Consider the following 16,471-nt stretch of genomic DNA (forward strand, 5'->3'; position numbering starts at 1 on the left):
TCGATAACTACCTTACCGAAACCGGTGCGTACATGACGTCGACATCCCACTTGGTGAAGCCGAGCTTCCGGTAGAGCGAGACCGCGGCGGTGTTGTCGGCATCCACGTAGAGCATCAGCGCGTCCAGCCCCAGGGAGTTGAGGTAGTCGATGCCGGCCAGGGTGAGCACCTTGCCCAGGCCCGTGCCCTGCGCCTCGGGGACCACGCCCACCACGTAGATCTCGCCGATGGCCTGGTGTTCCCCGGTGGTGGGGGAGGAGACCGCGGGGTGCACCTTGGTCCAGTGGAAGCCCAGGATGCTGCCCGCTTCGTCCACCGCCAGCAGGAAGCCTGCGGGGTCGAACCAGTCCTCCTCCATGCGCGCGGCAAGGTCCTCGAGGGTCAGCGCGCCCTGTTCGGGGTGGTGCGCGAAGGCCGCGGCGTTCGCGGCGACCCAGCCTGGGCCGTCGCTGGCCGGGTCGAAGGCCCGGATGGAGATGCCATTGGGCACCACCGGGGCCGGGACCTGCGTGCCGGTGACCATGCGCATGCGCCACAACTCGCGCATCGGGGCGAACCCGAAGTGCTCGGCCAGCTTGGCCGCCGCCTCGTGGTTCCCGTGGGCCCAGGCCCGCAGCCTGCCCAGGTCGGTCCGCCCGGCCAGGGCCGTGAGCAGCGCGCCGGCGATGCCCGAGTCCCGGAACGCGGGGTGCACCACCATTTCCAGGGTGCCCGGCGCGTCGGCGTCGCCGAGGACCGCGATTGCCGCGCCCACCAGTTCGCCGGAGGAGGTGCCGGTGCCCTCGTCGAGGTAGGCGTAGGCGCCCAACAGGTGCCCGGAAGCCGAGGCGGTGCGCAGGTCGAGCAGGGTTTGTTCGCTCAGCGGCGGGTTGCCGTCGGCTTCCTCCCCGGCCGCCACCAGCAGGTGCAACGCGGAGAGCACTCCGGGGGCCGGCTCGCCGGCAAGCATGTCGATGGTGACTTCGGGATTCGTCGCAGCGTTCATATCCCTAAGATAGCCTCAGCGGCGCCTAGGCGTCGACGACCTCGGGGTTTTCGTGGCGTTGCGAGGCGAAACGGTAGCCGACGTTGCGGACCGTGCCGATGAGCGTCTCGTGGTCGGTGCCCAGCTTGGCGCGCAACCGGCGCACGTGCACGTCCACGGTCCGGGTGCCTCCGTAGTAGTCGTAGCCCCAGACCTCGTGCAGCAGCTGCTCGCGGGTGAAGACCCGGCCCGGGTGCTGCGCCAGGTACTTGAGCAGCTCGAATTCCTTGTAGGTCAGGTTCAGCGGGGTGCCATGGACCTTGGCGGTGTAGCTGGCCTCGTCGATCAGCACGCCCGCGGCGCGGATCGGCGCGCCGGCGGATCCTTCGTCGGGGGCCGAGCGGGCGAGGGCCAGGCGCAGCCGCGCTTCGACCTCGGCGGGGCCGGCGGTGTCGAGGACCACGTCGTCGACCTGCCAGGACGCGGAGATCGCCGCCATCCCGCCCTCGGTGAGCACCAGCAGCAGCGGGCAGGCGATGCCGGTGGTGCGCAGCAACTGGCACAGGGTGCGCGAGGCGGCCAGGTCCTTGCGGCCGTCGACCAGCACCACCTCGGAACCCTCGGTGGCCAGCAGCGCGGAGCCCTGGGCGGGCATCACGCGGACCGTGTGGGAGAGCAGTCCCAGCGAGGGAAGGATGTCGGCCGAGGGGCCGGGGGCGTTGGTCAATAGCGCGATGACGGCCATCGATGCCTTCCCTCCCACATGCTTGGGTTGCCGATTCCCCGAAGGCGGTGCCGCGCTTGCGGCGCAACCCCCGGTGAACCGGTGTTTACACAATGAAGTATAGATTGCCGCGGGTTTCCATTACGTTTCCGAGCCCGCAACACGCGCCGCCGCCCGCCGCCCAAGCGGCGGGGTGCCGGGCGGGATAGGGCAGGATGTAACCTGTGAGATTCAAAGTTTTGGCCACAGGAACGATTGCCCTTGCCCTGGTCGTCGGGGCCGGCCAGCTGCCCGGCGCGACGGGTTGGCCGGTGCTCGGGGTCACCCTGGTGCTGCTGGCCGCCTTCGCCGTCGGCTGGCCGCGGCTGATGAAGGTGCCCTCGCCCAACCCGGTGTCGCTGGTGATTTTCGTGGTCGGTGCCGGGGCAACCCTGCTGGGCCTCTTCGCACGTCCCGGCCCGGGACTCGGCTGGGTGGCACCGAGCCTGGCCGCCGGTGTCATCCTGATGTTCCTCACCCAGTTGGTGCGCGGCACCGACGCGCAAAAGCGCCTGGAGTCCGCCGCCACGGGCATCACCGGCATGATCATCGCCTCCTTCGGATCCGGCTGGGCGGTGCTGGGGACCGAACCGGCAGGTCCCGGCCTTGCGCTGGTGGCGGGGATTGGCATCCTGGGAGCCGCGGCGCCCGGGGTGCTGCGGCTGCCGGACCGCGTGGTCTTCCCGCTGGGCTTCGTGCTGGCGGTGCTGCTCGGCGGGGCCGCGAGCCTGCTGCACCCCGGCGTCAGCCTGGTTCCGGCGCTGGTGCTTGGCGCGGCCTGCGGCCTGGTGGTCGTCGGCTCGAGGGCCATGCTGGTTTCCCTGGGCGGGCCCAAGGGGCCGGCCCAGATGGCTGCCGCGGCGCTGGCTCCGTTGCTGGTCTGCGGATCGGTGACCTGGTACATCCTGCTGCTGCTCGTCTAGTGGCGAGGGCCGAATGGGCGACGCCACGGTCCACGTCACGAAAGGCCCGGACGCCCGGCCAAACCGGTTAGGATGGTGGCATGAACGAATACCTTGGACTCGAAATCTTCTTCCTCTCGCTGCTGACCCTGGCGGGCCTGGGCATGGCCGGCTTCGCCGGGCTTGTCGTTGCGCGCCTCTTCAAGGGCCAGAAGTAAAGCACAAACAGCACTAGGAAGCACACGCGATGGCAATCGAGATTCCCACCGACCTGACCCCCGAACTGGTGCCGCTCTCGTGGCTGATCGGTACGTGGGAAGGCACCGGCCGGCTCGGCGAAGGCGAAGCGGACGACGAATTCTTCTTCCAGCGTGTGAGCTTCACCCAGAACGGCCTGCCGTTCCTGGAATACCGGTCCGAAACCTGGATCACCGACGAACAGGGCAACAAGTTGCGCCCGCTCACGGTCGAATCCGGATATTGGTCCCTCGAGCGCCCCATGCTGGACGCCGATCTTGGCCCGGGAATGACTCCCGGCGACATTGTTCCCGCCCTGCGTTCGGCCCAAGACGTTGAAGACTTGCGCACGGACGAGGGCGGGTTCAAGATCCAGGCCAACATCGCGCACCCCGGGGCGATCTGCGAACTGTATTACGGCGTCATCAAGGGCCCGCAAATCCAGCTGGCCACCGACTTGGTGATGCGCGGCACCAACGCCAAGGACTACGCCTCGGCCACCCGGATCTACGGCTTGGTCAACGGCGACTTGTACTGGCGCTGGGATGTATCCACCGGCGGCAACGACCTCAAGGCCCACGCCTCGGCCGCCCTCAAGAAACAGGGATGACCATGGCGCTTTCGCCGTTACTGTCCAGGCCCGGCGCCGTCGCGGCCTCCGGGATCGATGAGGGCGTCGCCGCCCACTACGGGGAGCCGAACAAGGAGCAGCACAGGCTGCTTTCCGGTGCCGCGGTGGCCGACCTGTCCCACTTCGGGGTTCTCACGCTGTCCGGGGAGGACCGCCTCTCCTGGCTCAACACCCTCTCCAGCCAGGCCCTGACCGATCTGCGCGCCGGCGAAAGCACCCAGACGCTGCTGCTGAGCGTGCAGGGGCGCATTGAATTCGACATCCGCGTGCTGGCCGACGCCGACAAGCTTTGGCTGCTCGTCGAGCCCGGCCAGGCCGAACCCCTGGCCGCATTCCTGCAGCGCATGCGCTTCATGTTGCGTGTGGAGATCACCGACGTCTCGGAGGAGTTCGCCGTCGTCGGTGCCTGCGCACCGCAGCCGGCCCTGGCGAAGAACCCGGTGTGGGTGGACCCGTGGCCGGGCGTCACCACCGGCGGCTACGCCTACTCGGAGCCCGAACACCCGGGGGCCGAGCGCCCCTGGTTCCTCTACATCGTGCCGGACGCCGAGCTGGCGGGGGCGGTCGCCGACCTGCCGCTGGCCGGGATGCTCGCCGTGGAGGCGCTGCGCATTGCCGCCTGGCGCCCGCGCTTCGGCTTCGAGACCGACGACAAGGCCATTCCGCACGAACTGGACTTGATCCGCACCGCCGTGCACCTGGACAAGGGCTGCTACAAGGGCCAGGAAACCGTGGCCCGCGTGCACAACGTCGGGCGCCCTCCGCGCCGCCTGGTGTTCCTGCAGCTCGACGGGTCGATGCACACCCTGCCGGCCCTCGGCTCCCCGGTGATGGTGGGGGAGAAGGCCGTCGGCTCGCTGACCTCCGTGGCAACCCATTTCGAGGCGGGCCCCATCGGGCTGGCGCTGGTCAAGCGCAACATCGACACGGGACTCGAGCTGGAGGTCGTGGACGGCGAGGAACGCTATGCCGCGAAGCAGGAGATCATTGTGACTCCCGAGGCCGGGCAGATTGCAGGCCGCTTCACCGGATTCATCCGCCCTCCGCGCTAGAAAACGCCGAAACGGGCCCACCCATCCGTGGCTTCCACGTTTCGGTGCAACACCCGCGGCACGGCGGGGAACGGCCATACACTTCAAACGCCCGGCAGGGGTTCCCTGTCGGGCGTTTTACGTGGACGGGCATGCAGCAAAGCCCGTTGAGGTCCCTATTTCGTTGTGCCGGTAGTCCACGGGGCAGCTGTCGTGCGTTCACGCCGGGCTTTCCAACCGTTCACTTGAACCTTGTACCGTCGCCCTCATGTCTTCCTTCAAGTTCGGGCGCGTCCTCGCCCTCGCCGCCGCGGCCGGCGCGCTGTCCCTCTCCTTCACTCCCGCAGCCCTTGCTGCCACCGGTGAAACACACAAAGTCGAGCATGACGGCCCAAAGGCCGCTTCCCCGGGTAAGGGGCAGGGCGCGGGCGCCGGGCGGTGCCACGCCCCGGGCCAGCCGCCAGTCCCGTCCCGGGAAGGCACCGTGGCCTACTTCCAGGACGCCCATGAGTACAGCCCGCGCGAGCACGCCGTGGGCTACCGCGGCGGCATTGCCCGCCTGGCCACCGTTCTGGACGGCATTGAGGCCGCCAACGAGAACCCGGCGACGATCTTCGGCGGCGACATGGCCGGCGGCAGCCTGTTCGGCGGTGTCTACAAGGGGTTCCCGTTCGTGGAGGCGTTCAACGACCTCGGCGTCGATGCCGCCACCTTCGGCCAGCACGACTTCGACTTCGGCCTCGATCACGCGCTGGAGCTCGTGAAGGCCTCGGAATTCCCGTGGATTGCTTCCAACCTCGTCTACAAGGACGGCAGCGATTTCCTTCCCGGCAGCGTGGCCCGAACCGTGGAAGCCGGCGAGCTGACGGTCGGCGTCATTGGCCTCACCGGGTCACTGCAGAACAGCTCCGCCAATGCCGATCTCGACCAGCGGCCCTACCTCGAGTCCACCCAGGCCGGAGTGAAACTGCTGCAGGAGCAGGACGTCGATGTCATTGTCGTCTCCGGCCAGATCGACCGGGCCGAAGCGCTCGAGCTCATGGACCGGGTACCGGAAGTCCAAGTTCTCATGCGTGAGGAGAACAGCGGTTCGTCCCCGGCCGAGGCCGTCGAGCTGGGCGACGAGCGCCTGATGGTCACCGGCATGGGCGACTACGGCGTGGTCGCTGAAATCGACATTGCCAAGGACCTCTGCGGCAACATCACCACGGGTGCCGTCCTGCACGACGTCGACGATTCGGTGGCCGAGGAACCTGCTTGGGCGGCAAGGGCCGCCTTCTACGAGCAGGACATGGAAGAGCGCCTCGATGCCACGATCGGGACGGCGACCGGAGATTTTGGACGCCGTGCCGCGGGCGAGCTGGCCGCCGATGCCTTCCGCGACTACTACACGGCCGACCTCGGCTGGGCGAACGGCGGCGGAATCCGCGCCGAGATCGACGGCGGCGATGTCTCGCTGCGAGACCTGCACACCGTTTTCCCCTTCGGAAACCGCGCGATGCTCATCGAGGTCACCGGTGAACAATTGATCGAGGGCCTGAACCAGGGTGCCGACTCCAGTCCCGAGGGCTACGGGGGCTTCCCGCGGGTTTCCGGCTTCACCTTCACCTATTCCCAATCGGCCCCCGCCGGCCAGCGCATCACCGACGTAGTCCTTCAGAACGGCACGCTGGTCGATCCGGCCACCACCTACTCCCTGGCCATCACCAACTACGTGGCAACCAACGGCGGTGACGGCGTGAGCGCCTTCCTGAACGCCCCGATCGCGGTGTCGGCAGACGGGGGCACCGCGGATGTCAGTGCGCTGACCGCGTATGTGGAGAAGCTCGGCACCATTACGCCCAACGAATTCCCGCGGGCCACGATCCTCCCGTAGCCGCGCCGGAAAGCGCCGCAAGGGGCCAGGGAATTGCGGTTCCCTGGCCCCTTTTGCGTCCCCGCCCTGCGCCCGTGCGGGCTTCAGGCGCCGTTGTGCAATTTCAGCGACATCAGGGAGCCGACCAGCTCGAAGCCCAGCGAGGTGGCCAGGGCGCTGGCCGCCTCCTGCCCTTCCTTGATGCGCGCCTGCGGGATCAGGCCCTCGGACAGGGCGTCGTCGACGGCCAGCGCCGCCGCGTAGCGCCCCAGTCCGTGGCCGCGCAGGTGCGGGTGCGTGAGCACCGTGGTGTCGGCCAGCAGCCCTCCGGGGGCCCAATAGCCGGCGCCTGCCACCGGGTCGGATCCGGTGTCGGAGAACAGCACGAAGCACTGGTCCCAGTCGCCAAGCGCTGTGCTGGCGGCGTCGTCGCGCGGGGAATTGTTCCGCAACTCCGCCAGGTCCTCCACGTCCGCGGACACCGTGATGTGCTCCGAATCAACGATCTCGAACGGCGCATCCAGGTAGGTCAGCGCGTCGACGCCCAGGGACCTGATCGAGGGGGCCAGGCCCGAGGCATGCAGCAGCCCCAGCAGCGCCCGGTCATCGACGAAGTGCTGGTCCGCGGCGCCGCGCAGCAGCTGCAAGACGTCCTGGGGCGCGCGCACCACCTGGTGGTCGCCCAGGTGCAGCACCTCCACCCGGTCGGTGCCGATCGAGGGGACGAAGAGGCTGACCGGCGCGCGGTCGGGCTGCAGGGCGGAGTCGGGCACGGAAAATTCGCGGGCCCAGGACAGCGCAATGATGGCACGGGTGCCAAATTCAAGATTCACGCTCCGAGCCTAATGCAGGAGCGGGCCGGCAACGGTGTCCGCCGGCGCAAACCCGCGGGCAGGTGGCATGTGTCCCGGCCCACCAGGGGCTCAGCCGAAGAGGATCCGCGCCTCGTCGTAGCGCTCCTGCGGGACGCGCTTGAGGTTGTTCAGCGCCGCCTGGAACGGCACCCGGTTGATCTTGGTGCCGCGCAGCGAGACCATCGAGCCCCAGGCCTCGTCGGCGACCGAATCCACCGCCGCCATGCCCAGCCGGGTGGCCAGCACGCGGTCGAAGGCGCTGGGCACCCCGCCGCGCTGGATGTGTCCCAGTACCGTGGCGCGGGTCTCGATGCCGGTGGCGTCCTCGATGAAGGGGGCCAGCTGCTCGCCGATGCCGCCTAGGCGCGGGCGCCCGAAGGCGTCCAGGCCGCGCTCGGAGAAGGCCCCGTCGGCGCCCTCTGGCACGAAGCCCTCCGCCACGACCACCAGCGGGGCGCGCCCGCGGTCGTGGGCCTCGCGGACCCAGGCGTAGATCTGTTCCATGGTGGTGGATTGCTCGGGGATCAGGATCGCGTGCGCGCCGGTGGCCATGCCCGCGTGCAGCGCCAGCCAGCCCACGTGCCGTCCCATGACCTCGGCGATCATGCAGCGGTGGTGGGATTCGCCGGTGGTGCGCAGCCGGTCGATGGCCTCCACGGCGATCTGGTTGGCGGTGTCGAAGCCGAAGGTGAAGTCGGTTGCGTCCAGGTCGTTGTCAATGGTCTTGGGCACCCCGACGATCTTCAACCCGGCGTCGGTCAGCCGCTTGGCCCCGGCAAGGGTGCCCTCGCCGCCGATGGCGATCATGGCGTCCACGCCGATGCGCTTCAGCGTGGCGGCGATGTTTTCCGCCCCGCCGTTTTCGCCGTCGAACGCGTTGGTGCGCGAGGTGCCCAGGATGGTGCCGCCCTGCTTGGAGATGCCGCGGACCGCGGAGCGGGGGAGCTCGACGAAGTCCCCGTCCTTGACCCCGCGCCAGCCGTCGCGGAAGCCCACGAACTCGTGGTCGTAGCTCTTGATGCCGTTCAGGACGGCTCCGCGGATGACGGCGTTCAATCCGGGGCAGTCCCCGCCGCTGGTCATGATCCCGATGCGCATGCTCACTCAATTCTTTTCGCTGCTCGATCACCGCGGCGCCGCGGTGCGGTGCTGCGATATTTCATTACCCATGGAGCGCGACGTTGAGCTCGCCAGCAACCAGTCTAGCCATCGGGCACTTGTGATCGTCAACACGGAGCCAAAGTGCTACGCGCCCGCATGTCCCCGCTCGGGGCCGCCCGGCGCCGGAAACCGCGACGGCCACGCCCCCATCCGTGCCACGCCGCCCGCCGTGCCACGGAAGGTGGCGCAGCGGGCGGGGAGGTGAAGGGGGACGTGGCCGCGGAGGCGCCTTGGGGCGCAGCGGGTGGCTAGCGGACCTGGCGGATGAGCTTTTGCAGCACGATCGAATCGTCCTGCGCCGGAATCAGCAGCCAGGCGACGAGGTACGCGCCGATGCCCAGGACCGGCAGCAGGAAGCTGAGCAGCAGCCCGATGCGGACCAGGGTGACATCCCAGCCGAACTTCTCGGAGATGCCACCGGCAATGCCGGCGACCAGCCGCTTGGGGCCGCGGCGGAAGGGGATCGAGCGAAGTGAATTGAAAAAGGTGTCCATGGTGTCAAAGTCTTTCATGCCGGGGCCGGAAAATGGCTGTGAAACGGGTGTGCGGTTGTGCGCGGGGATCAGTGGGTGCGGCGCGCGGCCAGGATGCCGGCGACGATGAGGATCACGCCGGCACCGCCCACCAGGGAGATGAAGAGCAGCGGCGCGCTGATCTGGAAGTTCAGCAGCAGGCCCGCGAGCAGCGCGATGCCGATGGCCAGCAGGATCAGGCCGAAGACCAGGGTCCCGGTGGGGAACGGCTCGGCGGGTTCGCCGGTGGCGTGCTGTTGTTCGGTGTGCTGGCTCATGGTGCAACCTCGGCTTTCTCTACGTTGATTTCAATGCTGCTGAAGGCCCCGTCGATGTCCAGGCGCAGCTCCGGGCCGCCGAGGCCGCCGTTGAGCACGGTGGACTCGTCGCGGATTTCGGCGGTGGCGCCGTTGACACTCATGGAACCGAAGACTCCCTGGGAGTCGATGACCACCGGGATGTTGTCCGGGACGGTCAGCTCCATGGAGGAAAAGACGTTGTCGAGCTTCACGGTGGTGTCTGAGGTGATGCCCGCGTACGAGCGCAGGTCCAGTTTCCCGGAGTGGAAGACATTGGTGGTGCCCGACTGGTCGGTGCTGGTGATGCCCATGAATCCGGGCAGCGGCCGTGAATCGCGCAGCGAGCCGCCGCCCCAGAGCAGGGAGAGGATCAGCGCGACGATGCCGAAGCCCACCAGCGCCCCGCCGGTGCGCTTGTTCAGTGCCGCCCCGATCAAGGCCAGGGCGATGACGACAAGCGCCACGGCGAAGCCCACGGCGACCGCGTCCGCCGGCAGCACCAGCATGCCCAGGTGGGACAGGCCCGTGACCATGGCGAAGAGGAGCACCGCGAGTCCCAGCACGATGGTTGCCACGTAGCCGGGAACAGCCTTGCGGCGCACCGGCTTCGGGGACTTCCCGGGCCACGGGGCCCCCGGGCCCAAATCCGGGGAGGGCAGCGGCGGCCCGAATCCGGCGGCCCTGGGTGCGGTGCCGGCACCCGTCGCGGGGCCCGGGGAGGCAGGTGCCTCATGTGATGGCAGTGGCATGGTGTGCTCCTGGGTGAATTCTCCGGATCGTTGCCCGGTTCCGGGCACCGGCGTGGTCGGCGCCTCGGATTCCGCCGCTCCTGCGGGTTTCTCGGCAGGTTCCTCGGCATGCTCCGGCGATGCGCCGGTCTCGTCGGTGTTCCCGGGCTTCGCGGCCGTGCCCGCGGATTCCTGGGAACCATCGTGCACCGCGCCGGAGGCCATGAGACTGGTTGTCGAGCTCCCCGGCGTTCCGGGCGCGGCGCCCGGTGCCGACGAGTAAGTTGCGGTGCCCGGCTGCGTGGCGGCCGGGGTCCCCGAGGGATCCGCGGCGGTCGGGGTCCCGCGGGATGCGGCCCCTTCGGCAAAGCTGCCGCGCCGGGAGAAGACGAGGAAGCAGATGCCCAGGATCACCAGGAGCGTCCAGAATCCGCCGTCCCACCAGCCGAAGAGTGCCGGGGAGCTCACGGCGCCGAGGATGGAGAAGACCAAGGCCCCGCTCATCCCGCTGCTCCAACGCCCCGCGATGGCTTCCTGCACGTGGATCTTGCCGTCGGGACCGGGCAGCAGTGCCCAGCCCACGCCGTAGACCAGCAGTCCCAGGCCAGCGACGAAGCACAGCGCCACGAAAGCGCCGCGCACCAGTATGGGGGAGACGCCAAAGCGTTGCGCCACCCCGGAGGCGACGCCACCGACCCAGTGGTCCTCGCCGCGTTGCAGCCCCAGCTCCCGTACCCAGCGGAAAAACCCGTGTTCCATTGATGCTTCTCTCATGCTTCAATCCTCGTGCCTTCCCGGGTGCCGCCGCTATGGGGGTCGCCCCTGATTGAACCCTGAGGCCGACCCCGGGAACCGTGCCCGCCGGCCCAATCCTGCCCGCGGGCGTGCTTGGATGGATACATGGACCAAACACCTCTTCGTCCCGCGCTGTTGCGCGGGGAGACCCGCATCATTGCCGGGGTGTGTTCTGGTGTTGCCGCCCACCTGGGCCTGAAGGCTTCCTGGGTGCGCATCGGGTTCGTGCTGGCGGCGCTGCTTGCAGGTGCCGGGGTCGTGTTCTACGCCTGGCTGTGGATCTTTGTCCCGAGCTCGGGGGACGCGCAACGCGATGCCGCCCGCGGCACCGGAACCCGCCGCTTCACCCTGGCCGAGGGGTTGGCCGGCACGGCGACGCCGGAGACGGCCGACCCGCTGGGCGCCGCCCGCCAGGGGCCGCTGCGCCAGGTCCTCATCGGGATCGCGCTGCTGCTGGTGGCAGGGCTCGCCGGCGCGCAGCTGCTGGGCGTGTCGATCCGCTGGGACCTGGTGTGGCCGGTGTTGGTGGTGATCGCCGGTGCCGTGCTGGCCTGGATGCAGCTGGACGAGGGCGGGCGCGCCGGGCTGCGCAAGAGCACCGGGGCACTGGGCGCCGCAGGGCTCACCCGCCTGCTCGTGGGTGTCGGGTTGGTGGTCGCCGGGGTGCTGCTCCTCTTCAGCGGTGCCGTGGGAATCGGCTCGCTGCTCTCCGGGCTTGCCGTGGCGGTTGCCCTCATCGCCGGGCTGTTGCTGGTGCTGCTGCCCTGGGCCCTGCGCTTCTGGCGCGACTTCGTCTCCGAGCGCACCAACCGGGTGCGGGCCGCGGAGCGCGCCGACATCGCCGCCCACCTGCACGACTCGGTGCTCCAGACCCTTGCCCTGATCCAGAAGCGCGCCGAGGACCCGGCGAAGGTGCTCACCCTGGCCCGCGCCCAGGAACGCGAGCTGCGTTCCTGGCTCTATGACGAGCACGAGCGCAGCGACGACGGCATTTCCGCCGCGATCCGGGCCGCCGCCGGGGAAATCGAGGAGCTCTACCTGGTGTCCATCGACATGGTCGGGGTCGGGGAGCGCGCGGGACTGCCCGGGCACGAGGCGCTGCTCCAGGCGACCCGGGAGGCCATGGCGAACGCGGCCAAGCACGCCGGGGGCACCATCTCGGTGTACGTGGAGGCTGGACCGAAGAAGATCGAGGTCTTCGTGCGCGACCGCGGCACCGGCTTCGACCCCGCCGCGGTCTCGGCGGACCGGCACGGGGTGCGCGAATCGATCGTCGGGCGCATGGAACGCAACGGCGGGCACGCCACCATCAAGAGCAACGACGAGGGCACCGAGGTGCACCTGACCATGGACGTAGAAGACGGAGAAGACAATGACTGAGCCAACCCGCAATCCCGCAGGCACCCCGGTTCCGGTGGTGGTGGTCGATGACCACGGGATCTTCCGCTCCGGGCTCAAGGCGGACCTGGACGCGCGCCTGGAAGTTGTCGGCGAGGCGGCCACGGTGGAGGACGCGATCGCCGTGGTGCACCGGGAAATGCCCGCCGTGGTGCTGCTCGACGTGCACCTGCCCGGCGGGCGCGGTGGCGGCGGCGCGGAGGTGCTGGCCGGTTGCGCGGATGTCTTCGAGCAGGTGAAGTTCCTGGCCCTGAGCGTCTCGGACGCCGCGGAGGACGTGGTCACGGTGATTCGCGCCGGGGCCCGCGGCTATGTCACCAAGTCGATCTCCGGGGCCGAGATCTCCGATGCGGTGCTGCGGGTGGCGGGCGGGGACGCGGTGTTCTCCCCGCGGCTGGCCGGGTTCGTGCTCGATGCCTTCGGCACGCAGGCGGCGATCAGCGCCGACGAGGAGCTGGACCTGCTCAGTGCCCGTGAGCTGGAGGTGATGCGCCTGATCGCGCGCGGCTACAGCTACAAGGAGGTCGCCAAGGACCTGTTCATCTCGGTCAAGACCGTGGAAACCCATGTTTCCTCGGTGCTGCGCAAGCTCCAGCTCTCCAACCGGCACGAGCTCACCCGCTGGGCCGTGGACCGCCGGATCCTCTAAGCCGCGCGGCCCCCGGGCCCGGCGCCTGCCGCCCGCCCGGTCCGGGCGCATGAAGAAGGCCGGTGGCTGGTCCCGCATCGCGGATCCGGCCACCGGCCTCGTTCGTGGAAGCCCCTGTGAGGCTACTAGGCTTCGCTACTTGGCCTCGCCCAGCAGGGTGGCCAGGCGGCCCACGCCCTCGGCCAGGTCCTCGTCGCCCAGCGCGTACGACATGCGGATGTAGCCCGAAGGGCCGAATGCCTCGCCCGGGACCACGGCCACCTCGACCTGTTCCAGGATCAGCGCGGCAAGCTCGGCGCTGGTGTTGGGCACGACGCCGCGGATCTCGCGGCCCAGCAGCCCGCGCACGTCCGAGTATGCGTAGAACGCCCCCTCGGGGACCGGGCAGTTCACGCCGTCGATGGCGTTCAGCGCGGAGACCATGGCCTTGCGGCGGCGGTCGAAGGCCGTGCGCATCTCGGCGACGGCATCCAGCGGGCCGGAGACCGCGGCCAGGGCGGCGATCTGCGAGACGTTCGAGACGTTGGAAGTCGCGTGCGACTGCAGGTTGGTGGCTGCCTTGATCACGTCGGCCGGGCCGGCCATCCATCCCACGCGCCAGCCGGTCATGGCGTAGGTCTTGGCCACGCCGTTGAGGATGATGACCTTGTCGCCCAGTTCCGGGGCGGCCGTGGCGATGGAGGTGAACACCGCGTCGTCATAGGTCAGGTGTTCGTAGATCTCGTCGGTGATGACCCAAAGGTCCTTCGACGCGGCCCAGCGGCCGATTTCCGCCACCTGGTCCGGGGAGTAGACGGCACCGGTCGGGTTCGACGGGGAGACGAAGAGCAGCACCTTGGTCTTCTCGGTGACGGCGGCCTCGAGCTGGTCGATGGTGACCTTGTAGCCCTGCTCCGGGCCGGCGAACACCTCGACGGGCACGCCGCCGGCCAGCCGGATGGCCTCGGGGTAGGTGGTCCAGAACGGGGCGGGCACGATGACCTCGTCTCCCGGATCCAGCAGGGTGGCAAACGCGTTGTACACGGCCTGCTTGCCGCCGTTGGTGACCATGACCTGGGAGGCTTCGAGCTGGTAGCCCGAATCGCGCATGGTCTTCTCCGCGATGGCCGCGCGCAGCTCCGGCAGGCCCGCCGCGGGGGAGTAGCGGTGGTACTTGGGGTTGCGGGCCGCGGCAACCGCGGCCTCAACGATGTAGTCGGGGGTGGGGAAATCCGGTTCGCCGGCGCCGAAGCCGATGACGGGACGTCCCGCCGCCTTCAGTGCCTTGGCCTTGGCGTCTACGGCCAGAGTGGCGGATTCTGCGATGGACCCGATACGTCGGGAAATGCGTGCCATGTCGTCGCTTCCTGGAAAGGGAGGTGTGGGTGAACGTATGAGCCAAGCTTAGTCGGCGCAGTGGTGGGAGGACGATTATTCGGTGACACGCCGTGCGAGTGTGAAGCATCGCTTCGCAACACAGGGAACCGGGCCCGGTCCGGCCCCGAGGAACCTGCCGGTGCGGTTGGTTAGTAGCAGGCTACTGGCCGGGCTCGCGGCCGTAGCGCTTCCGGTGCAGTTCGCTGGCCAGATCGGCCTCGGGGTTCGACTCTTGTTGCTGGTGGCGCACCTGGTGCAACTGGAAATAGGCAGCTGCCCCCAGGAATAGCACCGGGGTCGCCGCGAAGGGCAGGAAGAGGACCCCGGAGAAGGAGATCAGCCCGAGCTGCGCTCCGGCGGCCAGCACCAACAGGCTGGTCCCCACCCACATCAGCAGGTTCACGCCTAGGCGCATGGCCCAAAGGACCAACCCGATTCCGAGGTACCAGGACAGCGGCAGGGCCGATCGCATGGTGAGGATGCCGATGGCGATCCCCAGCAGCATTTGCAGGAACAGGTGCCCGGAAAGGTCCTTGCGCATCCGCAGGCACGCCCAGGCGCCGAGGGCGATGAACATCGGCACCGCGGCCAGCAGCGCCTGCGGAAGGACTCCCGCGGCAGGCGAATAGCGTGAGGTGGTGCGCAGGATGGCATCGAGCACGGAGCCGCCGGCAAAGACCAGCAGTACAAGGGCGCCGGCGTGCCCGGGGCTGGGGTGCCGGGGTGTCAGGGGGAACATGACCCCAACCTAGCAGTGGTTTTCCGGCGCCAAATCATGCTTGAAACCGGGTCCGGAGTGCCCGGTTCGACAATCGGCACATTCTTTGCGTAGACTTGTTCCTCGGTGTTGGAAAACATCTGGAGCACCAAGTCCGCAATGGATTTGATGGTCCGCGAGCATTACGCTCGAAGGGTAGTGGCGCAATTGGTAGCGCAGCGGTCTCCAAAACCGCAGGTTGCAGGTTCGAGTCCTGTCTGCCCTGCGCAGTGGCAATCCTCTACGGTTGCTCGGCGAATATTCACGTCACGGTGTGTTGTGGTCGATACGGCTGCGGCACACCGTGATTGTTTCAAGTGGGATAATCTGAAACGAGGAATCGGTGACCGAAACGACTGCGAGCGATTCGCACGGCGCTGGCCACAAGAAGAAGCCTTCGAAAGCCGGTTTCTTCGCGGGCATGGCCCTCTTCTTCCGCCAGATGATTTCCGAACTGAAGAAGGTCGTCACCCCGACCCGCAGTGAGCTGGTCAACTACACCTTGGTAGTCATCGGCTTTGTGGTGTTGATGATGCTGATCATTTCCGCTCTGGATTTCGTGTTCGGAAACGGATCAATTCTCATCTTCACCAATTCGCCCGAACAGTAACACGGGACCATTCGCCCCATATTTCTGGTGAACCAGTAACAGAAAGCAGGAACCGCAGTGTCCGAGCAGGAACTCGAACCGCAGGCCACCGAAGAATTCGAAGGCCAGGCAGTAGAGGCTGATACCGATCAGGTGTCGGCCGATTCCGTCGTTTCCGAGGACGCCGTGCAGGCTCCCGAGGTTTCCGAGGACGCCGAGCAGGCTCCCGCGGATGCCGAGCAGGATGCCGCAGCCGAGGAAACCCCGGCAGTGGATCCCATTGAAGAATTCCGCACCAAGCTTCGCCGCCAGCCCGGCGACTGGTACGTCATCCACTCGTACGCCGGTTATGAAAACCGCGTCAAGGTGAACCTCGAGACCCGTATCCAGACCCTGGGCATGGAGGAATTCATTTATGAAATCCAGGTCCCGATGGAAGAGGTCGTCGAGATCAAGAACACCACGCGCAAGATCGTGCGTCGCGTTCGGATCCCCGGCTACGTCTTGGTCCGCATGGAACTGACCGACGCCTCGTGGGGTGCGGTTCGCCACACTCCCGGTGTCACCGGCTTCGTCGGCAACGCCCACGATCCCGTGCCGCTGCGTCTCGAGGAAGTCTTCTCGATGCTCGAGCACACGATCGTCACCGAAGAAGAGGGCGAGCACTCGAAGCCCGGCCGCGCCCCGATCACCGAGGTCCACGTTGACTTCGAGGTCGGCGAATCGGTCATCGTCAACGACGGCCCGTTCGAAACGCTGCCGGCAACGATCAGCGAGATCAAGCTGGAATCCTCCACCTTGGTCGTATTGGTCTCGATCTTCGAGCGCGAGACCCCCGTGACCCTGTCGTTCAGCCAGGTCACCAAGATCCAGTAACATTAAAGACTTCGTGCCTTCCCGGTTTGCTTTACCGGGAAATCGGCATGACTCGGCCGCCGCGCCACGGCGGTCAACCCCCCGAGGCACGCTCCTGTGCATCGGGGCAACGCA

Annotated in this window: 17 protein-coding genes and 1 tRNA gene; 9 read left to right on the forward strand and 9 right to left on the reverse strand. The window is 68.1% G+C overall.

Going from position 1 to position 16,471, the window contains the following annotated elements:
• Positions 1 to 7: 7 nt before the first annotated feature.
• Together mshD and ACIPVK_RS04545 are read right to left on the reverse strand one after the other, a co-directional pair.
• Complete coding sequence (gene mshD, locus ACIPVK_RS04540; protein ID WP_407610786.1) at positions 8 to 985, reverse strand: mycothiol synthase; 978 nt, start codon at positions 983 to 985, stop codon at positions 8 to 10.
• Positions 986 to 1,010: 25 nt separating this feature from the next.
• On the reverse strand, positions 1,011 to 1,709 hold the full coding sequence (locus tag ACIPVK_RS04545) for a winged helix-turn-helix domain-containing protein (protein ID WP_407610787.1): 699 nt from the start codon (positions 1,707 to 1,709) through the stop codon (positions 1,011 to 1,013).
• Positions 1,710 to 1,912: 203 nt separating this feature from the next.
• On the opposite strand from ACIPVK_RS04545, the gene ACIPVK_RS04550 reads away from it, so the two are divergent.
• The 4 genes from ACIPVK_RS04550 (at position 1,913) to ACIPVK_RS04565 (ending at position 6,404) form a co-directional block, all read left to right on the forward strand.
• Complete coding sequence (locus ACIPVK_RS04550) at positions 1,913 to 2,650, forward strand: hypothetical protein (protein WP_407610788.1); 738 nt, start codon at positions 1,913 to 1,915, stop codon at positions 2,648 to 2,650.
• Positions 2,651 to 2,876: 226 nt separating this feature from the next.
• Positions 2,877 to 3,476, forward strand: coding sequence for an FABP family protein (locus ACIPVK_RS04555; protein ID WP_407610789.1), 600 nt, complete (start codon positions 2,877 to 2,879; stop codon positions 3,474 to 3,476).
• Positions 3,477 to 3,478: 2 nt separating this feature from the next.
• Positions 3,479 to 4,549, forward strand: a complete 1,071-nt coding sequence (locus ACIPVK_RS04560; RefSeq protein WP_407610827.1) for a YgfZ/GcvT domain-containing protein — start codon at positions 3,479 to 3,481, stop codon at positions 4,547 to 4,549.
• A 247-nt stretch (positions 4,550 to 4,796) separates the two neighbouring features.
• Complete coding sequence (locus ACIPVK_RS04565; RefSeq protein WP_407610790.1) at positions 4,797 to 6,404, forward strand: bifunctional metallophosphatase/5'-nucleotidase; 1,608 nt, start codon at positions 4,797 to 4,799, stop codon at positions 6,402 to 6,404.
• Positions 6,405 to 6,487: 83 nt separating this feature from the next.
• On the opposite strand, the gene ACIPVK_RS04570 is transcribed toward ACIPVK_RS04565, so the two are convergent.
• The 5 genes from ACIPVK_RS04570 to ACIPVK_RS04590 all read right to left on the reverse strand — a co-directional run bounded on the left by ACIPVK_RS04570 (position 6,488) and on the right by ACIPVK_RS04590 (position 10,711).
• Complete coding sequence (locus tag ACIPVK_RS04570) at positions 6,488 to 7,216, reverse strand: GNAT family N-acetyltransferase (protein WP_407610791.1); 729 nt, start codon at positions 7,214 to 7,216, stop codon at positions 6,488 to 6,490.
• Between the two features lie 90 nt (positions 7,217 to 7,306).
• Complete coding sequence (locus ACIPVK_RS04575) at positions 7,307 to 8,335, reverse strand: 6-phosphofructokinase (protein WP_407610828.1); 1,029 nt, start codon at positions 8,333 to 8,335, stop codon at positions 7,307 to 7,309.
• A 311-nt stretch (positions 8,336 to 8,646) separates the two neighbouring features.
• Positions 8,647 to 8,892, reverse strand: coding sequence for a PspC domain-containing protein (locus tag ACIPVK_RS04580; protein ID WP_407610792.1), 246 nt, complete (start codon positions 8,890 to 8,892; stop codon positions 8,647 to 8,649).
• A gap of 68 nt (positions 8,893 to 8,960) precedes the next feature.
• A complete protein-coding gene (locus ACIPVK_RS04585) occupies positions 8,961 to 9,188 on the reverse strand; it encodes a hypothetical protein (protein ID WP_407610793.1) in 228 nt (75 codons plus the stop codon).
• Positions 9,185 to 10,711: a PspC domain-containing protein gene (locus tag ACIPVK_RS04590; protein ID WP_407610794.1), complete on the reverse strand. Its 1,527-nt coding sequence runs from the start codon at positions 10,709 to 10,711 to the stop codon at positions 9,185 to 9,187. The genes ACIPVK_RS04585 and ACIPVK_RS04590 overlap by 4 nt, the downstream gene beginning before the upstream one ends.
• Positions 10,712 to 10,837: 126 nt before the next feature.
• Here ACIPVK_RS04590 and ACIPVK_RS04595 point away from each other — a divergent pair, with 126 nt between their 5' ends.
• On the forward strand, positions 10,838 to 12,112 hold the full coding sequence (locus ACIPVK_RS04595; RefSeq protein WP_407610795.1) for a PspC domain-containing protein: 1,275 nt from the start codon (positions 10,838 to 10,840) through the stop codon (positions 12,110 to 12,112).
• Positions 12,105 to 12,779, forward strand: a complete 675-nt coding sequence (locus ACIPVK_RS04600) for a LuxR C-terminal-related transcriptional regulator (RefSeq protein WP_407610796.1) — start codon at positions 12,105 to 12,107, stop codon at positions 12,777 to 12,779. The genes ACIPVK_RS04595 and ACIPVK_RS04600 overlap by 8 nt, the downstream gene beginning before the upstream one ends.
• A gap of 135 nt (positions 12,780 to 12,914) precedes the next feature.
• Here the strand turns inward: ACIPVK_RS04600 and ACIPVK_RS04605 are convergent, their stop codons facing one another.
• The gene (locus tag ACIPVK_RS04605; RefSeq protein WP_407610797.1) at positions 12,915 to 14,114 is read right to left on the reverse strand and encodes a pyridoxal phosphate-dependent aminotransferase; all 1,200 of its coding nucleotides are present in this window, start codon (positions 14,112 to 14,114) and stop codon (positions 12,915 to 12,917) included.
• 181 nt (positions 14,115 to 14,295) lie between these two features.
• Complete coding sequence (locus ACIPVK_RS04610) at positions 14,296 to 14,874, reverse strand: hypothetical protein (RefSeq protein ID WP_407610798.1); 579 nt, start codon at positions 14,872 to 14,874, stop codon at positions 14,296 to 14,298.
• Between the two features lie 171 nt (positions 14,875 to 15,045).
• Here ACIPVK_RS04610 and ACIPVK_RS04615 point away from each other — a divergent pair.
• The 3 genes from ACIPVK_RS04615 (at position 15,046) to nusG (ending at position 16,357) form a co-directional block, all read left to right on the forward strand.
• Positions 15,046 to 15,118 (forward strand) — tRNA-Trp (locus ACIPVK_RS04615).
• A gap of 117 nt (positions 15,119 to 15,235) precedes the next feature.
• Entirely contained in the window at positions 15,236 to 15,502 is a 267-nt protein-coding gene (gene secE, locus ACIPVK_RS04620) for a preprotein translocase subunit SecE (protein ID WP_407610799.1), read from the forward strand.
• Between the two features lie 57 nt (positions 15,503 to 15,559).
• Positions 15,560 to 16,357: a transcription termination/antitermination protein NusG gene (nusG, locus tag ACIPVK_RS04625; protein WP_407610800.1), complete on the forward strand. Its 798-nt coding sequence runs from the start codon at positions 15,560 to 15,562 to the stop codon at positions 16,355 to 16,357.
• Positions 16,358 to 16,471: the final 114 nt, after the last annotated feature.

Source organism: Paeniglutamicibacter sp. MACA_103, assembly GCF_045798555.1.
Taxonomy (GTDB): Bacteria; Actinomycetota; Actinomycetes; order Actinomycetales; family Micrococcaceae; genus Paeniglutamicibacter.